15 protein-coding genes are annotated in these 17,245 nt (G+C 72.1%); 3 read left to right on the top strand and 12 right to left on the bottom strand.

The annotated features are described in order from the left end of the window. Positions 1–64 precede the first annotated feature (64 nt). From IE326_RS32035 to IE326_RS32005, 7 genes are all read right to left on the bottom strand, one after another. Complete coding sequence (locus IE326_RS32035) at positions 65–508, bottom strand: serine/threonine protein kinase (RefSeq protein ID WP_229915746.1); 444 nt, start codon at positions 506–508, stop codon at positions 65–67. A gap of 143 nt (positions 509–651) precedes the next feature. After that, positions 652–1,494 (bottom strand): shikimate dehydrogenase, encoded by an 843-nt coding sequence (locus tag IE326_RS32030; RefSeq protein ID WP_190044001.1) that lies wholly within the window; start codon positions 1,492–1,494, stop codon positions 652–654. Continuing rightward, positions 1,475–3,313 carry an endolytic transglycosylase MltG gene (gene mltG, locus IE326_RS32025; RefSeq protein ID WP_190044000.1) on the bottom strand — a complete coding sequence of 613 codons (1,839 nt, stop codon included), beginning with the start codon at positions 3,311–3,313 and terminating at the stop codon, positions 1,475–1,477. The genes IE326_RS32030 and mltG overlap by 20 nt, the downstream gene beginning before the upstream one ends. 101 nt (positions 3,314–3,414) lie before the next feature. Continuing rightward, on the bottom strand, positions 3,415–3,879 hold the full coding sequence (gene ruvX, locus IE326_RS32020; RefSeq protein ID WP_030745485.1) for a Holliday junction resolvase RuvX: 465 nt from the start codon (positions 3,877–3,879) through the stop codon (positions 3,415–3,417). 2 nt (positions 3,880–3,881) lie between these two features. Continuing rightward, positions 3,882–6,551 carry an alanine--tRNA ligase gene (gene alaS, locus IE326_RS32015; protein WP_150227263.1) on the bottom strand — a complete coding sequence of 890 codons (2,670 nt, stop codon included), beginning with the start codon at positions 6,549–6,551 and terminating at the stop codon, positions 3,882–3,884. Further along, complete coding sequence (locus tag IE326_RS32010) at positions 6,551–6,901, bottom strand: DUF6167 family protein (protein ID WP_030745481.1); 351 nt, start codon at positions 6,899–6,901, stop codon at positions 6,551–6,553. The genes alaS and IE326_RS32010 overlap by 1 nt, the downstream gene beginning before the upstream one ends. 5 nt (positions 6,902–6,906) lie before the next feature. Then, positions 6,907–7,347 carry a DUF948 domain-containing protein gene (locus tag IE326_RS32005; RefSeq protein ID WP_150227264.1) on the bottom strand — a complete coding sequence of 147 codons (441 nt, stop codon included), beginning with the start codon at positions 7,345–7,347 and terminating at the stop codon, positions 6,907–6,909. A gap of 169 nt (positions 7,348–7,516) precedes the next feature. On the opposite strand from IE326_RS32005, the gene IE326_RS32000 reads away from it, so the two are divergent. Beyond that, the gene (locus IE326_RS32000) at positions 7,517–9,652 is read left to right on the top strand and encodes an ATP-binding protein (RefSeq protein WP_190043999.1); all 2,136 of its coding nucleotides are present in this window, start codon (positions 7,517–7,519) and stop codon (positions 9,650–9,652) included. A gap of 34 nt (positions 9,653–9,686) precedes the next feature. Here the strand turns inward: IE326_RS32000 and rpsD are convergent, their stop codons facing one another. The 5 genes from rpsD to IE326_RS31975 all read right to left on the bottom strand — a co-directional run bounded on the left by rpsD (position 9,687) and on the right by IE326_RS31975 (position 14,854). Further along, positions 9,687–10,301 carry a 30S ribosomal protein S4 gene (gene rpsD / locus IE326_RS31995; protein ID WP_030745475.1) on the bottom strand — a complete coding sequence of 205 codons (615 nt, stop codon included), beginning with the start codon at positions 10,299–10,301 and terminating at the stop codon, positions 9,687–9,689. A 368-nt stretch (positions 10,302–10,669) separates the two neighbouring features. Beyond that, positions 10,670–12,019 carry a replication-associated recombination protein A gene (locus IE326_RS31990; RefSeq protein WP_150232523.1) on the bottom strand — a complete coding sequence of 450 codons (1,350 nt, stop codon included), beginning with the start codon at positions 12,017–12,019 and terminating at the stop codon, positions 10,670–10,672. A gap of 46 nt (positions 12,020–12,065) precedes the next feature. Continuing rightward, positions 12,066–12,680: a vitamin K epoxide reductase family protein gene (locus IE326_RS31985; RefSeq protein ID WP_190043998.1), complete on the bottom strand. Its 615-nt coding sequence runs from the start codon at positions 12,678–12,680 to the stop codon at positions 12,066–12,068. 192 nt (positions 12,681–12,872) lie between these two features. Continuing rightward, positions 12,873–14,135 carry a histidine--tRNA ligase gene (hisS, locus tag IE326_RS31980; protein WP_150227267.1) on the bottom strand — a complete coding sequence of 421 codons (1,263 nt, stop codon included), beginning with the start codon at positions 14,133–14,135 and terminating at the stop codon, positions 12,873–12,875. Between the two features lie 11 nt (positions 14,136–14,146). Then, the gene (locus IE326_RS31975) at positions 14,147–14,854 is read right to left on the bottom strand and encodes an MBL fold metallo-hydrolase (RefSeq protein WP_190043997.1); all 708 of its coding nucleotides are present in this window, start codon (positions 14,852–14,854) and stop codon (positions 14,147–14,149) included. A 153-nt stretch (positions 14,855–15,007) separates the two neighbouring features. Between IE326_RS31975 and IE326_RS31970 the strand changes: the two genes are divergently transcribed. Together IE326_RS31970 and IE326_RS31965 are read left to right on the top strand one after the other, a co-directional pair. Continuing rightward, positions 15,008–15,757: a peptidylprolyl isomerase gene (locus IE326_RS31970; RefSeq protein WP_150227269.1), complete on the top strand. Its 750-nt coding sequence runs from the start codon at positions 15,008–15,010 to the stop codon at positions 15,755–15,757. A 226-nt stretch (positions 15,758–15,983) separates the two neighbouring features. Next, a complete protein-coding gene (locus IE326_RS31965) occupies positions 15,984–17,213 on the top strand; it encodes a DUF349 domain-containing protein (RefSeq protein ID WP_190043996.1) in 1,230 nt (409 codons plus the stop codon). Positions 17,214–17,245: the final 32 nt, after the last annotated feature.

Below are 17,245 nucleotides of genomic sequence, written 5' to 3'. Positions count from 1 at the left end.
CGGACGCCCGGGTCCACGCCCCTGAGGGGGGCGTGTCGGGGGCGGGCGGGCCCTCCGGGGCCGATCAGCCGCAGTTGCCCGACGGGCTGGTGCAGTTGATGTCGTGGGGCAGGCTCGCTCCCCACTCCTCGTAGGAGGCGGAGAAGCGGACGCACTTGCCGGGGGCGTAGAGGTACACCGGGCCCGCGTAGTACTTGTAGTCGTCGCGGTCGGTGATCCAGCTGCCGCCCTCGGCCTGGACACTGGCGCCCAGCTCCGTCGGAAAACCGTAGATGCTCCCCATATCCGGGTGCTTCATCGTGACCACGCAGTTCTTCTTCGTGGACGCGCTGTACAGCAGGAACACCGTGGCGGTCTGTCCCCGGCCGAGGTCCTGCTTGCGCTGCACGTAGTAGCTGGACCCGCACGCCGAGACGGCCGCGCTGTCGGAGATCGCCGCGTTGGCCGTCCCGCTGTCGGCCGGCACCGTGCCGAAGGCGATCGCGAGAGCGGCAAGGCCCCGGGCCATGGATCTGCGCACTGTTCCTCCCCTGGGCGCGGCTCTGGCGGCCGCGCGTCAGGGAGGAACCTGGCGATCGAGTTCGCTCATCATCGATCGGAAAATCAGACGGCTCCTGGCCAGAAACAATCAGGAGTTGTCGTGCGGTCGTCTCACCGCACGGCGAGGGCCGTCTCGCCGGCCGCGCGCATCGCCACCAGAGGGGCCTTCCGGACGCCCGTCATCTGTTCCACCTGGAGGACCGCCTGGTGGACCAGGAGGTCCAGGCCGCCGATGATCCTGCCGCCGTGGTCGGACCAGGCGGCCGCGAGGGCGGTGGGCCAGGGGTCGTAGAGGACGTCGAAGAGGGTGCCGGGGCGTTCGGGGACCGCGTCGGCCAGCGCGTCCGTGGTGCCCGCCGGGGTCGTGGCGATCACCAGCGGCTCGGTGAGCGCCTCCGCCGCGTCGTCCCAGGCGGCGACGCGGACGTCCACGCCGAGCCGGTCGCCCCAGCCGCGCATCTCCGCGGCCCGTGCCTCGCTGCGCACGTACACCGTGACCCGCCCCGTGCAGACGCGGGCCAGCGCGGCGAGCGCGGAGGAGGCGGTGGCACCCGCGCCGAGGATCGCCGCGGACTCCACCTCCTCGACGTCCCGCTCGCGCAGGGCGGCGATCATGCCGGGGATGTCGGTGTTGTCGCCGACCCGGCGGCCGTCCTCGCGGAAGACCACCGTGTTGACCGCCTCCACGGCGGCGGCCGTCTCGCTGACCTCGTCGAGCAGCGGGATGATCGCCCGCTTGAGCGGCATGGTCAGCGAGAGGCCGGCCCACGAGCCGTCGAGCTCCGCGACGAAGCCCGGCAGGGCCTCCTCGTCGACCTCGAAGCGCTCGTAGGACCAGTCGTCCAGGCCGAGCTCCGCGTACGCGGCCCGGTGCAGGACCGGGGAGAGCGAGTGGGCGATCGGCGAACCGAGGACGGCGGCGTGGTGGCCCGTCTCACTGGCCCGATGCTGCATCGAACTTTTCCTTCAGTTTCAGGAACTCGGGGTAGGTCTTGGCGAACTCGGTCTTGTGCAGGCCGTCGGTGGCGACGAAGTAGAGCCAGCCGTCCTTCGTGGGATCGAGCATGGCGGCCAGTGCCTCATTGCCGGGGTTGCTGATCGGGCCCGGGGTGAGCCCCCGGTTGGTGTACGTGTTGTACGGGTCCTTGGTGTTGTGGGCCTCCTCCTCCGAGATCTTGATCTCGGATTGGCCCTTGAGGTAATTCAGCGAGGAGTCGAACTGGAGCTTCTGGTTCGTCTGGATGTTGTCCGGCTGGAGGCGGTTGTAGATGACCTCCGCCATCTTGCGGAAGTCGTCGTGCGTCTTGCCCTCCGCCTGCACCAGGCTCGCGACCGTCACAAGTTCCCAGGCGTTCTCCAGGCCGTGCGCCTTCGCCTTCTCCGGCAGGTCCAGCTTCGCGTACTCCTGGCTCGCGCGGCTGACCATCTTCTTGAGCGCGGCTTCGGGCTGGGTGCCCTTCGCGACCGGGTAGCTGGCCGGGAAGAGGAAGCCTTCGAGGGGGTCCTTGACGTTCTCGTGGTTCTTGGCCCAGTCGGGCAGGCCCAGGGAGTCCGCCTGCTTGAAGGCGATGTTCTTGGTGGTGCCGGCCGGGAGGTCGAGGCGGGTGTCGATCTGCTCGTACACCCAGGCGTTGCGCTTGCCCTCGGGGATGATGAGGTTGGCCTGGCTCGCCGGGTCCAGCATGAGCGCCACCGCGCTCTCCGCCGACATCTCCTTGCGGAGGGTGTAGGCGCCGGCCTGGATCGAGTTGCCCTTGGCGTTCTTGTTCTGGGCCGCGGTGAAGGCGTCGACGCTCTTCACGACGCCCGCCCGTTTCAGGATGTTGCCGATCTCGTTGCCGAAGGCGCCCTTGGGGATCTCGACCTGGACCTCGCCGCTGCCGGTGCCGGCGTAGTCGGGGGCCTCGCCGAACTGGCCCTTCCAGAACTGGTAGCCGAAGTAGCCGATGCCGCCGAGGCCGCCGGCGAAGACCGCGGCGACGACGAGGCAGGCCATGCCGTTCTTGCCCTTGCGCTTCCGCTCCTTGCCGCGGCGCTCCCGGTCCCGGTCGTCGCCGCGACCGCCGCCGCGACCGCTCCGGCGTCCGGCCGGCGCCTCGTCCGCGAGGCCGTCCTCGTCGTCGTCCCCGGTGAAGAAGGGGTGCGCCTCCTCCCGGTCCCGCCGGGCGGGTTCCGGTTCGGGCTCGGGTTCGGGCTCCGGCGCCCAGTCGACGACCGGCTCCGGCGGCTGCTGACGGCGGCCGGGCGGCTGGGGCGGCGGGTACGCCTCGGGCGTGCCGTAGAGGTCGGGCTGCTGCCCGCCGTACGGGTCGGCGGGCGGCGCGTTGTAGGCCATGGCGGCCTGGCCGGTCTCCCAGTTGCCGTCGTACGGCTGGCCGTCGTACACCTGCTGGCCGCCGTACATCTGTCCGGGCTGAGCGGAATGGCCGGGCTGAGCGGGGTGGCCGTGGCCGGACTGGCCCGCGGGGTCGTACCCCTGGTTCCAGCCGGTCTGGTCGTACGGCTGCGCCTGGCCTTGGCCCTGGTCGCCGTACGCCTGTGCGTGCGGGTCCGCGTACCCCTGCTGCTGGTACGCGGCCTGCTGCTGGTAGGGGTCGGTCCCGTAGCCCTGCTGGGCGTACGGGTCCTGGTAGCCCTGGCTGCCCTGCGCGTACGGCGCCTGCTGCTGCGGCTGCTGCTGGTACTGCTGCTGACCTTCCCACCCCTGGTCCCCGTAGAGCGGGTCCGTGGGGTGCCACGGTTCGGAGCCCTGGCCCCGGCCATACTCAGTCATCGATCCCCAAACAGCCGCGAGGCTTCCGGACGATCCGCCTCTACGTAGTGCGGCAGCTGTTCGAACGCCGCCACATCGCGCGGAACGTTACCGTATCGCGATCAGATGATCGCTTCGACGCCCTCGCCGGGCGGATTACCTGATACCCGTTCGGCCTCAAGAGCGTTCTGAAGGATGATCACAGCGGCGGCCTGGTCGATGACCGACCGGCCCTTCTTGGCCTTCACCCCGGAGGCCCGCAGCCCCTGGGTCGCGGTGACCGTGGTCATTCGCTCGTCGACCAGCCGGACGGGCACGGGGGCGATCCCGCGCGCCATCTCCTTCGCGAAGGCGCGGACCTTGGTCGCGGCCGGACCCTCCCGCCCGCTGAGCGAGCGGGGCAGGCCCACGACGACCTCGATCGGCTCGTACTCCGCCACGATCTGGCGGAGCCGCCGGTGGGCGGCCGGGACGTCGCGTCCCGGCACGGTCTCCACCGGCGTGGCGAGGACCCCGTCGGGGTCGCACGAGGCGACCCCGATCCGGGCGTCCCCGACGTCGACGGCGATGCGTCGTCCCCGGCGCATCGTCACGCGGTCTCCACCACGAGGCGCTCGACGGCGGCGATGGCCTCGCCGACGGCCTCCGGGTTCTGGCCGCCGCCCTGGGCGACGTCCGGCTTGCCGCCGCCACCGCCGCCGAGGGTCTTGGCGGCCGTGCGGACCAGCTCGCCGGCCTTGAGGCCGCGCTCGCGGGCGGCCTCGTTGGTGGCGATGACCGTCAGCGGCTTGCCGTTGGCCGTGGTGAAGAGGGCCACGACGGCCGGGCGGTCGGCCGGGATGCGGCCGCGCACGTCGAGGACCAGCTTGCGCAGGTCGTCGGCGCCGGTGCCGTCCGGGACCTGGCCGGTGACGAGGGCGAGGCCGCGGATGTCCTTGGCGGAGTCGACCAGGCCGGCGGCGGCCTGGAGGACCTTCTCCGCGCGGAACTTCTCGATCTCCTTCTCGGCGTCCTTCAGCTTGCCGAGCATGGAGGCGATCTTCTCCGGCAGCTCCTCCGGACGGCCCTTGACCAGCTCCTGGAGCTGGGCGACGACCGTGTGCTCCTTGGCGAGGAAGTTGTACGCGTCGACGCCGACCAGGGCCTCGATGCGGCGCACGCCGGAGCCGATGGAGGACTCGCCGAGCAGCTTCACCAGACCCAGCTGGGCGGTGTTGCCGACGTGCGTGCCGCCGCACAGCTCCTTGGAGAAGTCGCCGATGGTGACGACGCGGACCTGCTCGCCGTACTTCTCGCCGAACTCGGCGATGGCGCCCTGGCGCTTGGCCTCGGCGATCGGCATGACCTCGGCGTGGACCTCCAGCTCGCGCGCGAGGACCTCGTTGATCTTCTGCTCGACGTCCATGAGGACGGTGCCGGGGACCGCGTTCGGCGAACCGAAGTCGAAGCGGAAGCGGCCGGGCTGGTTCTCCGAACCGGCCTGGGCGGCGGTCGGGCCGAGGGCGTCGCGCAGCGCCTGGTGGGTGAGGTGGGTGGCCGAGTGGGCGCGGGCGATGGCCCGGCGGCGGCGGACGTCGATGGTGGCGTAGGCGGTGGAGCCCACGGTCACCTCGCCGACCTGCACCGAGCCCTTGTGCACCGAGACGCCCGGCACGGGCTGCTGCACGTCGCGGACCTCGATGACGGCGCCGGAGTGCAGCCGGATGCGGCCCTGGTCGGCGATCTGGCCGCCGCCCTCGGCGTAGAAGGGGGTGCGGTCGAGGACGACCTCGACCTCGTCGCCCTCGGAGGCGGCCGGCGACGGGACGCCGTTCACCAGCAGGCCGACGACCGTGGACTCGCCCTCGGTGTTGGTGTAACCGGTGAACTGGGTGGCGCCGGAGCTGTCGGCGATCTCGCGGTAGGCGGAGACGTCGGCGTGGCCGGTCTTCTTGGCCTTGGCGTCGGCCTTGGCGCGGTCCCGCTGCTCCTTCATCAGGCGGCGGAAGCCGTCCTCGTCCACGGAGAGGCCCTGCTCGGCGGCCATCTCCAGGGTGAGGTCGATCGGGAAGCCCCAGGTGTCGTGGAGCAGGAAGGCCTTCTCGCCGGCGAGGACCGTGCCGCCGGCGGCCTTGGTCTCGGTGACGGCGGTGTCGAGGATGTTGGTGCCGCCCTTGAGGGCCTTGAGGAACGCGGCCTCCTCGGCGAGGGCGACCGTCTCGATGCGCTTGCGGTCGGTGATCAGCTCCGGGTACTGCTCGCCCATCGTGTCGATCACGGTGTCGACGAGCTGCTGCACGACCGGGCCGGTGGCGCCGAGCAGGCGCATGTTGCGGACGGCGCGGCGCATGATGCGGCGGAGCACGTAGCCGCGGCCCTCGTTGCCCGGGGTGACGCCGTCGCCGATGAGCATGACCGAGGTGCGCATGTGGTCGGCGACCACGCGCAGCGAGACGTCGCTGTCCTTGGCCTTGCCGTAGGAGACGCCGGTGAGCTCGGTGGCCTTGTCGATGACGACCTTGAGGGTGTCCGTCTCGTACATGTTCTGGACGCCCTGGAGGATCATCGCCAGGCGCTCCAGGCCGAGGCCCGTGTCGATGTTCTTGGCGGGCAGGTCGCCGAGGATCGGGAAGTCGTCCTTGCCGGAGCCCTCGCCGCGCTCGTACTGCATGAAGACGAGGTTCCAGATCTCGACGTACCGCTCGTCGTTGACGGCCGGGCCGCCCTCGACACCGAACTCGGGGCCGCGGTCGTAGTTGATCTCGGAGCAGGGGCCGCAGGGGCCGGGGACGCCCATGGACCAGAAGTTGTCGGCCTTGCCGAGGCGCTGGATGCGCTCGGCGGGGACGCCGACGACGTCGCGCCAGATCTGCTCGGCCTCGTCGTCGTCCTGGTAGACGGTGATCCAGAGCTTCTCCGGCTCCAGGCCGTAGCCGCCGTGCTCGACGGAGCTGGTCAGCAGCTCCCAGGCGAGCTTGATGGCGCCTTCCTTGAAGTAGTCGCCGAAGGAGAAGTTGCCGCACATCTGGAAGAACGTGCCGTGGCGGGTGGTCTTGCCGACCTCTTCGATGTCGGGCGTGCGCACGCACTTCTGCACGCTGGAGGCGCGCGTGAAGGGCGGCTTGACCTCACCCAGGAAGTAGGGCTTGAAGGGCACCATGCCGGCGGGGACGAGCAGCAGAGTCGGGTCGTCCGCGATGAGCGACGCCGAAGGGACGACGGTGTGCCCGCGCTCCTCGAAGAAGCTCAGCCAGCGGCGGCGGATTTCAGCCGACTCCATCAGTGGTCCTCATTCCGGTTGTACGAGATCGTGCGCGACGAAAACGTGGTCGTGGTCTTGTGCGGGGTGGGGCCGAGGGCGGCCCGGCGACGGGGCTCGGGCAGTTCCCGGTCCGCGGGGGGCGGTGCGTCGAGGCCGAGGGCCTCGCCCAGCTCGCTCTCCCGCTGGGCCATGCCCGCCCTCACGTCGAGGGCGAAGTCCTTGAGCCGGTGGCCCGCCTCGACCGCCCTGTTCGCGGCCTGCGCCGCGAGGCTCTCGGGGGTCAGCTGCTGGATCTTGCGGTTGACCTTGGTGGTGGCCCAGACGCCGGCGGCTGCGCCGGCCGTGAACCAGAACGTGCGGCGGAACATCGCGGCTATCGGCCCTTCTGTTTCCGGCGCCGTGCGACCGGCACGGTACGGCCGACGATCACGGTACGCCGCGCGGTGGCGGGCGGCACCTCCTCGCGGTCGCGACCGCGGCCGAGCGCCCGGCGGACCCCGTAGCCGAACGCGGCGACCTTGACGAGCGGGCCGCCGAAGGTGGAGGCGACGGTCGTCGAGAGCGCGGAGGCGTTGGCGGTGACCTCCTGGACGTCGGAGGCGATGGCGTCGACCCGGTCGAGCTGGGTCTGCGCCGAGCGGACGGTCGCCGACGCGTCGGCGAGCAGGGGGACGGCCTGTTCGGTCACGTCCGCCACCAGCCTGGTGGTCGCCCTGAGCGTCTGCGCCAGCCTCGCCAGCACCACGGCGAGGAAGGAGACGAGGATCGCCCAGAACACGGCCACCAGGATCCCGGCAACCTCTCCACCGGTCACTGCGCACCGCTCTCTGCTGTCGTCATCGGTCGTTGGGGTCCTGCGAAAAGTCGTCCCCCGAGCCTATCGCGCCGGGGCTGGGAGGCCGTACCGCATTACCGCCCGCGCGGGCGGGAGTTGCGCGATCAGATTGTACGGAGCGCGCGCGGATGAGTACGCTCCGTGTCCCATGCGACGCAGCAATCTCCCCGCGGAGCTCGACCGGTTCGTCGGCCGGGCCGCCGAGCGGGCCGAACTCGCCGCGCTCCTGGCCGGGTCACGTCTCGTCACGGTCCTCGGCGTGGGCGGGGTGGGCAAGACCCGGCTGGCCCTGAAGGCCGCCGCCACCGCGCAGAAACGCTCCGGCGAGGAGGTGCGGCTCGCGGAGCTGGCACCGCTGCGCGATCCGGAGCTGGTCGAGCACGCCCTCGTGGAGGCGCTGGGCCTGACCGACCACACGGTCCGCCCGCCGCGCGAGGTGCTGGTGGAGCACCTGGCCGAGCGCCGGCTGCTGCTCGTCCTCGACGGCTTCGAGCACCTGGTGGAGGCCTGCGCGCCGCTCGTCCGCGAGCTGCTCGCCGCGGCCCCCGGGCTGACCGTCCTCGCGGCCGGCCGGCGGCCGCTGCGGGTGCCCGGCGAGACCGTGCTGGCGCTGGAACCGATGGCCGAGCAGGACGCGCTCGCGCTGCTCGCCGACCGGGCCGCCCGGGCCGGCGCGCCCGTCCTCCCCGACAGCGGCGCGGCCCTGGAGCTGTGCCGGCGGCTCGACGGCATCCCGCTCGCCCTCGAACTGGCCGCCGGACGGCTGCCGCTGCTCTCCGTGGAGCAGCTGCTGGCCCGGCTGGACGACCGCTTCCGGCTGCTCGGCGACGGAGGGCGCGGGACCCTCCCCCGCCACCGGACGCTGCGCACCGCGATCGGCTGGAGCCACGAGCTGTGCACCCCCGGGGAGCGGCTGCTGTGGGCGCGCCTCTCGGTCTTCGCCGGGCCGTTCGACCTGGAGGCCGTGGAGTACGTGTGCGGGGGCCCCGGCCTGCCTCCGGAGGAGGTCCTCGACCTGCTGGGCGGGCTGCTGGCGCAGTCGCTGGTGGTCCGCGAGGACACCCCGGCGGGGCCGGGCTACCGGATGCTGGACACGGTGGCGGCGTACGGGGCGGACTGGCTGGCCGCGCTCGGCGACACCGAGCGGCTGCGGCGGCGGCACCGGGACTGGTACATGGGCCTGGCGACCTGGTGCGAGCTGGAGTGGTTCAGTCCCCGGCAGGCGGAGGTGGCGGCGCGGACGGCCGCGGCGCTGCCGAACCTGCGGGCGGCGCTCGACCTGTGCCTGGAGCTGCCGGAGGACGCGCACCTCGCCCAGCACCTGGCGGGGACGCTGTGGTTCGCGTGGGTGGGGTGCGGGCGGCTGTCGGAGGGGCGGCACTGGCTCGACCGGGCGCTGGCGCTGGAGTCGGGCCAGGAGGAGGCGCGGCTGAAGGCGCTGTGGGTGCTGGGGTACGTGGCGGTGCTCCAGGGCGACCCGACGGCGGCGGTGGCGGCGCTGCACGCCTGCCGGGAGCGGGCGCGGGCCTCGCACAACCGGCTGGCGGAGGCGTACGCGACCCACCGGATGGGGTGCATGGCGCTGCTCTCGGACGACGTCCCGCGCGCCGAGGAGCTGCTGGGGCGGGCGCTGGACGCCTACCGGGAGCTGGGCGAGCTGAACAGCAACGTGCTGATGGGCCGGGTGGAGCTGGCGATGGCGCGGGCGTTCGCGGGCGACCTGGAGGGCGCGACGGCGATGTGCCGGGAGGTGCGGGAGGTCTGCGAGGAGCGCGGCGAGCGCTGGACGCGGGCGTACGCGCTCTACGTGCTGGCGTACGCGGCGTGGACCCGGGGCGCGGCGGCCGAGGCGCGGGAGCTGCTGGTGGAGTGCGTGACGATCAACCACCTCTTCCACGACCTGGTGGGCGTGGTGCTGGCGGTGGAGCTGCTGGCGCTGGTGACCGTCGACGAGGGCGACGCGGTGGAGGCGGCGGTGCTCCAGGGCGCGGCGCTGCCGGTCTGGGACGCGGTGGGGGTGCGGTGCTTCGGCTCGGTCTCGCTGGACGGGCCGCGGGCGCTGTGCACGGGGCGGGCGGTGGAGCGGCTGGGGGCCGCGGGGTACGCGGAGGCGTTCCGGCTCGGGCAGGGGCTGTCCCTGGACGAGGCGGTGGAGCGGGCGCTGGCCGACCGGCCGGCCGGGCCCGCGCCGCGGCCCTTCCGCTCCTCGCGGCCGCCGCTGGTGCCGGGAACGCGGAAGCCCGCCGACTCCCCCACCGGAAAGGGCGGGGAAGCGGCGGGCTGAACACCGCGGGGGTGAGTACCGTGCTCCGCCAGGATCAGCGGGCGTAGTACTCGACGACCAGCTGCTCGTCGCAGATGACCGGGATCTCCTTGCGGTTCGGCTCGCGGTCCAGGCGGAAGGCCAGGGCCTTCAGGTTGACCTGGAGGTAGCGCGGGGTCTCGCCGTCGGGGGCGAAGCCACCCTCGCGGGCGACCTGGAAGAGGGTCTTCGCGCGGGACTTCTCGCGGACCATCACGACGTCGTCGGGACGGACGCGGAAGGACGGCTTGTCGACCTTGCCACCGTTGACCTGGATGTGGCCGTGGACGACCATCTGACGGGCCTGGTAGATGGTGCGGGCGATGCCCGAACGCAGGACCAGGGCGTCGAGACGGCGCTCGAGCTCGACGACCAGCGCCTCGCCCGTCTTGCCCTCGGCCTTCTTGGCGCGGTCGTAGGCGCGCGCCATCTGGCGCTCGCTGATGTCGTACTGGGCACGCAGACGCTGCTTCTCGAGCAGACGGACCTTGTAGTCCGAGTTCTGCTTGCGGCCGCGGCCGTGCTCGCCCGGCGGGTAGGGACGGGCCTCGAAGTACTTGACGGCCTTCGGCGTCAGCGCGATGCCGAGGGCACGCGACTTCTTGACCTTGGGGCGGGCCTGGTTCGCCATGAACCAACCTCTCTGTCTGAACGAATACGGCTTCACCAGTGGTTAGGGAGGTCGCATCCGCAGCCGGGAAAACCCGTCGGGTCCGCGAGGGACCCGTCAGGCAGCCGCTTCCCGGTCTGGGCACGTACGTGCAGCACGCGAACGACCCACCGCCGGTCCCGGGAACCCGGGGGGTGGTGGGTGGCACGCGACACCTTCGAAGGTGCGCGACGCTCCTGGAGATCCTGCCCGGAGGCCGGGTCTCCTGCTGGCCGTCCCGCTCTGGTGGCGCCGGCCTGGGGCCGGACACGGGACGCAGCGATCCCGACCAGTGTACCGGCTCCGCGGAGCGCGGCCGCCCGGGGGCGGGTCCGGGGACTCCGGACCGCTCAGCCGTCGCCCTTCAGCCGCTCGCGGACCTTCTCCACCACGTCCGCGTAGCGGGCCTCGGCACCGTAGCGGGTGGGCTCGTAGTAGCGCCGGCCGTGCAGGGCGTCGGGGGCGTACTGCTGGGCGGCGATCGCGCCGGGCACGTCGTGCGGGTAGACGTACCCCTGGGCGTGGCCGAGCTTGGCGGCGCCCTTGTAGTGGCCGTCGCGCAGGTGGGAGGGGACGGGGCCGGCCAGGCCGTTCCTGACGTCCTCGCGGGCGGCGAAGATGGCGTTCGTCGCCGCGTTGGACTTGGGGGCGAGGGCCAGGGCGATGGTGGCGTGGCTGAGGGTGAGGGCCGCCTCGGGGAAGCCGATCATGGCGACGGCCTGGGCGGCGGCGACGGCGAGCGGCAGCGCCTGGGGGTCGGCGAGGCCGATGTCCTCGCTGGCGGAGATCATCAGGCGGCGGGCGATGAAGCGGGGGTCCTCGCCCGCCTCGATCATGCGGGCCAGGTAGTGCAGGGCCGCGTCGACGTCGGAGCCGCGGATGGACTTGATGAGGGCGCTGGCGACGTCGTAGTGCTGGTCGCCGTCCCGGTCGTACGTCACGGCGGCCCGGTCGACGGCCTCCTCCACGGTCTGGAGGGTGATCTCCCGCTCGCCCTTGGCGAGGGCGCCGCCGGCGGCGGCCTCCAGGGCGGTCAGGGCGCGGCGGGCGTCGCCGCCGGCGATCCGCAGCAGGTGGGCGCGGGCGTCGGCGGCGAGTTCGACGGCGCCGCCGAGGCCGCGCTCCTCGGCCACCGCGCGGTCCATGAGGCCGCTGAGGTCCTCGTCGGTGAGCGGTTCCAGGGTGAGGAGCAGGGAGCGGGAGAGGAGCGGGGAGATCACCGAGAAGTAGGGGTTCTCGGTGGTGGCGGCGATGAGGGTGACCCAGCGGTTCTCCACGGCGGGGAGCAGGGAGTCCTGCTGGGCCTTGGAGAAGCGGTGGATCTCGTCGAGGAAGAGGACGGTCTCCTTGCCGTAGCCGCCGGAGGCGCGGCGGGCGCCGTCGATGACGGCCCGGACCTCCTTGACGCCCGCGGTGATCGCGGAGAGTTCGACGAAGCGCTTGTCGGTGGCCTTGGAGACCACGTACGCGAGGGTGGTCTTGCCGATGCCGGGCGGGCCCCAGAGGATCACCGAGGAGGCGCCCGCGGGGCCGCCGCCCTGCCCGACCAGCCGCCGCAGCGGTGAGCCGGGCTTGAGCAGGTGCCGCTGGCCCACCACCTCGTCGAGGGTGCGGGGGCGCATCCGGACCGCCAGCGGGCTGCTGGACGGGTCCTTCTCCTGGCGTTCTTCGGCGGCTGCGGTAAAGAGGTCGGGCTCCACGTCCATGAAGCCTAGGTCACGCCACCGACAAGCCGGGCGGGAGCGGTCAGCTCGTCCAGAAGTCCCACCAGCGGGTGAGGATCAGCATGCCGATGATCCCGAGGTGCAAGGCCGGCAGGATCCAGGTGAACTCGGCGAAGAAGGTCCTCAGGCCGGCCGGGGCGGGGATCGCTCCGGCGCGGACGTTGTGCGAGGTCACGTACCAGAACATGACGATGGTGGCGGCCCAGGCGAGGCAGCACCACAGGCAGAGCGAGTTGATCTCGTACAGGGACTGCTGCATGAGCCAGGTGCAGAACCCGACGCCGAAGAGGGTGCCGGCGTTGAGGCCGAGCCAGTACCAGCGGCGGTAGCGGGCGCCTGCCAGGAGGCCGACGCCGATGGCGATCACCATGCCGTAGGCGACCAGGCCGAGCATGGGGTTGGGGAAGCCGAAGACCGAGGCCTGCTCGCTCTTCATGATGTTCCCGCAGGACACGACGGGGTTGATGCTGCACCCGGGGACGAAGTTCGGGTCCTCCAGGAGCTTGAACTTGTCGAGGGTGATGACCCAGGCGGCGAGCAGTCCCGCCGCGCCGGTGACCACCAGGAGCCAGGCGAGGCCCTTGCCCGCGCCGGTCGTGCCCGCCGTGCCCGTCGTCTCCGCGTCGGCTTTCGTCATGCCTGTCGCCTTTTCCCTCGCTCGCCGGCCTTGTGGCCATGGACATTCTGCAACAAGGGGTATACGGGAGAGCATTCGTACGGGATAAGGGCCGCAGGGCCCGGGGCGGGGGCCGGAGGTCCCGCCGGGCGCCTCGACGGAGAGGGGCCCGGCCGCGCGTGGCGGACCGGGCCCCTCCCCTGGTGCGGAGGCTCAGCCGAGCAGCTCGCGGACGGCGTCCAGGACGCCGTCCAGGGCGACCGCGCGCTGCTCGCCGGACTCCATGTCCTTGAGCTGGACGACGCCCTCGGCGAGGTCGCGCTCGCCGGCGACGAGGGCGAGCCGGGCGCCGGAGCGGTTGGCGTCCTTCATGGAGCCCTTGAGGCCCTTGCCGCCGAAGGAGAAGTCGGCCGCGATCCCGGCCCGGCGCAGCTCGGTGACCTTGCCGAAGAGGATCCGGCGGGCCTCCTCGCCGAGCGCCACGGCGAAGACGCTGGTGGCGGCCGGGAGGTCCAGCTCGACGCCCTCCGCCTCCAGGGCGAGGACGGTCCGGTCGACGCCGAGGGCCCAGCCGACGGACGGAAGCGCGGGGCCGCCGATCATCTCGGAGAGGCCGTCGTAGCGGCCGCCGCCGCCCACCGCGGACTGCGAGCCGAGGCCGTCGTGGACGAACTCGAAGGTGGTCCGGGTGTAGTAGTCGAGGCCGCGGACCAGCTTGGGGTCGTCCTCGAAGACCACGCCGGCGGCGGTGATCAGCTCGCGGACCTGCTCGTGGTACGCCTTGCAGGCGTCGCACAGGTAGTCGCGGAGCAGCGGCGCGTCGACGAGCTGCTTCTGCACGTCGGCGCGCTTGTCGTCGAGGACCCGCAGCGGGTTGATCTCGGCGCGGCGCAGGGTCTCCTCGTCGAGGTCGAGGCCGCGCAGGAAGGTCTGGAGGGCCTCGCGGTAGACGGGGCGGCACTCCTTGTCGCCGAGCGAGTTCAGCAGGATGCGGTACTGGCGCAGGCCGAGGGCGCGGTACGCCTGGTCGGCCAGGATGATCAGCTCGGCGTCGAGCGCCGGGTCCTCGGCGCCGATCGCCTCGGCGCCGACCTGCGAGAAGTGGCGGTAGCGGCCGGCCTGGGCCCGCTCGTAGCGGTAGTACGAGCCGGAGTACCAGAGCTTGACCGGCAGGTTGCCCTGCTTGTGCAGGTTGGCCTGGAGGGCCGCACGCAGCACGGAGGCGGTGCCCTCGGGGCGCAGGGCGAGCTGGTCGCCGCCCTTCGTGGTGAGGGTGTACATCTCCTTGGTGACGATGTCGGTGGACTCGCCGACGCCGCGGGCGAAGAGGTTCACGTCCTCGAAGCCGGGGGTCTCGACGTAGCCGTAGCCGGCGTTCCTCACCTGGGTGGCGATGGTGTCGCGGACCGCCAGGAAGACGGCGGAGCGCGGGGGGATCAGGTCGTACGTGCCCTTGGGGGCCTGAAAGGTGCTCACGGAGGTTCTCGTCACATTCCTCGTCGGGGAGCGTCCGTGCTCCCGAGGCCGGAGGCCACCTGCCGCAGGTACGGGTTGGTGGCGCGCTCCTGGCCGATGGTCGTCTGGGGACCGTGGCCGGACAGGACGACGGTCGAGTTGTCGAGCGGCAGGACCACGCGGGTCAGCGATTCGAGCATCTCGGCCATGTCACCGCCGGGCAGGTCGGTGCGTCCGATGGAGCCGGCGAACAGCAGGTCGCCGGAGAAGAGGACGGAGGGGATCTCCGTGGTCTCCGGCGTCCGGAAGGTCACCGACCCCTTGGTATGGCCGGGCGCGTGCGCGACGGAGAACCCCATGCCGGCGAGCTTCAGCTCGGCGCCGTCGGTGAGCTCGTGCACGTCGTCCGGCTCGCCCACGGTCAGCTCGCCCATGAGGGGCATCCCGATGGAGCGGCCGAGGGCCTTCTCCGGGTCGCTCATCATGTACCGGTCGGCGGGGTGGATCCACGCGGGTACGTCATGGGCGCCGCAGACCGGGACGACGGAGGCGACGTGGTCGATGTGGCCATGGGTGAGGACCACCGCGACGGGCTTGAGCCGATGCTTCTTCAGCGTCTCCTCGACTCCCTGGGCGGCCTGGTGGCCCGGGTCGACGATGACGCACTCCTCGCCTGCGGCGGGGGCGACCACGTAGCAGTTGGTGCCCCAGGCCCCGGCGGGGAACCCGGCAATCAGCACGATCGTCCTTCTGTGTCGTCCGGCAGATGGCTGCGGCTTTGCGGAATGCAGCAGATCAGAGCCTACCGGCGCTGCGTATTCCACAGCCAACCCGTATACGGTACGGGCACATCCGGCCAGGACAGGAACACACGACCGACAGGAGCGGACCCGGTGGTCACCAGCGATCAGCGGCGGCGGCAGCTCGCCAGGGACAAGTACGCACGCCAGCAGCAGCGACGGGCCGAGACCCGGCGCAAGGCCAAGCGGCGCAACACCGTGATCGCGGCCTCCCTCGCGGTGCTGCTCGCGGGCGGCGGGGCGGTGTACGGCTCGGTGCAGCTGTTCGGGGACGACGCCAAGAACACCGGGGCGGAGGCCGGCGGCGAACCGAAGATGTCCATCGAGGCCAAGGGGTCGTACGACCTGGCCCTGAAGACCAACGAGGGCGACATCACGATCACCATGGACGCGGCGAAGACCCCGCGGACGGTGAACTCGTTCAAGCACCTCGCCGACAAGAAGTACTTCGACGGCACCAAGTGCCACCGGCTCACCACCGGGGGGATCTTCGTCCTCCAGTGCGGCGACCCGGAGGGCACCGGCATGGGCGGCCCCGGCTACACCATCCCGGACGAGAACCTCGACGGCCTGGGCAAGCCCGGGGCCGACGGCAAGGTCACGTACAAGGCGGGCACGGTCGCCATGGCGAACACCGGGCAGCCGGGCACCGGCGGCTCGCAGTTCTTCCTCGTCTACAAGGACTCCAAGCTGCCGCCGCAGTACACCCCCTTCGGCACGATGGACGCGGCCGGCCTGGCGGCGGTGCAGAAGGTCGGCGCGGCCGGGGCCGAGGGCGGCCAGGGCGACGGCGCCCCCAAGAAGCCGGTCACCATCGAGAAGGCGGCCGTCTCCGCGAAGTGAGGCGCGGCGCTCCGCGAGGCGGCGGCCCGGCGGCCCGCACGCGCGTGACCGTGGAATTTCGGTCGCGCTGAGTGCGGACAGCCGGGCCGCCGTTCGCCTAGATTGGCGTTGTGCAGCGTGGCCGACCCGTCGGCCGCGCGGCGGAAGGCGGGCGAGGCCCGCCCAGGAACTGTGGACGATGCCCGGGGGTCACCACCCGACGAGGGCATCATGGTGAGGAGGCGCTGTGAGCAGCGACCCGTGGGGCCGTGTCGACGAGACGGGCACCGTGTACGTGCGGACGGCCGAGGGTGAGAAGGTCGTCGGATCCTGGCAGGCGGGCACCCCCGAGGAGGCGCTGGCCTACTTCGAGCGCAAGTACGAGGGCCTGGTTGTCGAGATCGGCCTCCTCGAGAAGCGGGTGAAGACCACCGACCTCTCGGCGAAGGACGCCCAGACGGCGATCGAGCACATCCGGACCCAGATCGACGAGCACCACGCCGTCGGCGACCTGGCCGCGCTCTCCGCCCGCCTGGACAAGCTGGTGGAGTCGGTGGACTCGCGCCGCGAGGAGCGCAAGGCGCAGAAGGCGAAGCAGACCGACGAGGCGCGCGCCGCCAAGGAGGCGCTGGTCACCGAGGCCGAGGAGCTGGCCCGGAGCGAGCAGTGGCGGTCCGCCGGCGAGCGCCTGCGGGCGCTCGTGGACACGTGGAAGGGCCTGCCCCGGCTCGACCGCAAGTCCGACGACGAGCTGTGGCACCGCTTCTCGCACGCCCGCTCGGCCTTCTCCAAGCGCCGCAAGGCCCACTTCGCCCAGCTCGACGCCCAGCGCGAGGACGCCCGCAAGGCGAAGGAGCGCCTGGTCGCCGAGGCCGAGGCGCTGCAGAACTCGACCGACTGGGGCGCGACGGCGGCCCGCTACCGCGAGCTGATGGCCGACTGGAAGGCCGCCGGCCGGGCGCAGCGCGAGCACGAGGACGACCTGTGGAACCGCTTCCGCGGCGCCCAGGACGTCTTCTTCGCGGCCCGTTCCGGCGTCTTCGCCGAGCGGGACGCGGAGCAGACCGAGAACCTCAAGCTGAAGGAGGAGCTGGCCGGCGAGGCCGAGAAGCTGCTCCCGGTGACGGACCTGAAGGCCGCCCGTGCCGCCTTCCGCGCCGTCAACGAGCGCTGGGAGGCCATCGGCCACGTGCCGCGCGACGCCCGTCCGAAGGTCGAGGGCCGGATGCACGCGGTGGAGCGGGCGATCCAGGAGGCCGAGGAGGCCGAGTGGCGCCGGACCAACCCGGAGGCACGCGCGCGTGCCGCGGGTCTGACCGGTCAGCTCCAGGATGCCGTCGACAAGCTGCGCGGGCAGATCGAGGCCGCCCGCGCCGCCGGGAACGACGCGAAGGCCGACAAGCTCTCCAAGGAGCTTGAGGGCCGTCAGGCCCTTCTCGACCAGGCCCTGAAGGGCCTGGAGGAGTTCGGCGGCTGACCTCGGCCGCGTAGGGACGCGGGAAGGGCCCC

Origin of the sequence: Streptomyces filamentosus (genome assembly GCF_014654895.1) — a bacterium.
Classification (GTDB): Bacteria; Actinomycetota; Actinomycetes; order Streptomycetales; family Streptomycetaceae; genus Streptomyces; species Streptomyces filamentosus.
The sequence above is the reverse complement of the archived record's forward strand: the minus strand, read 5'-3'. Positions and strand labels throughout refer to the sequence as shown.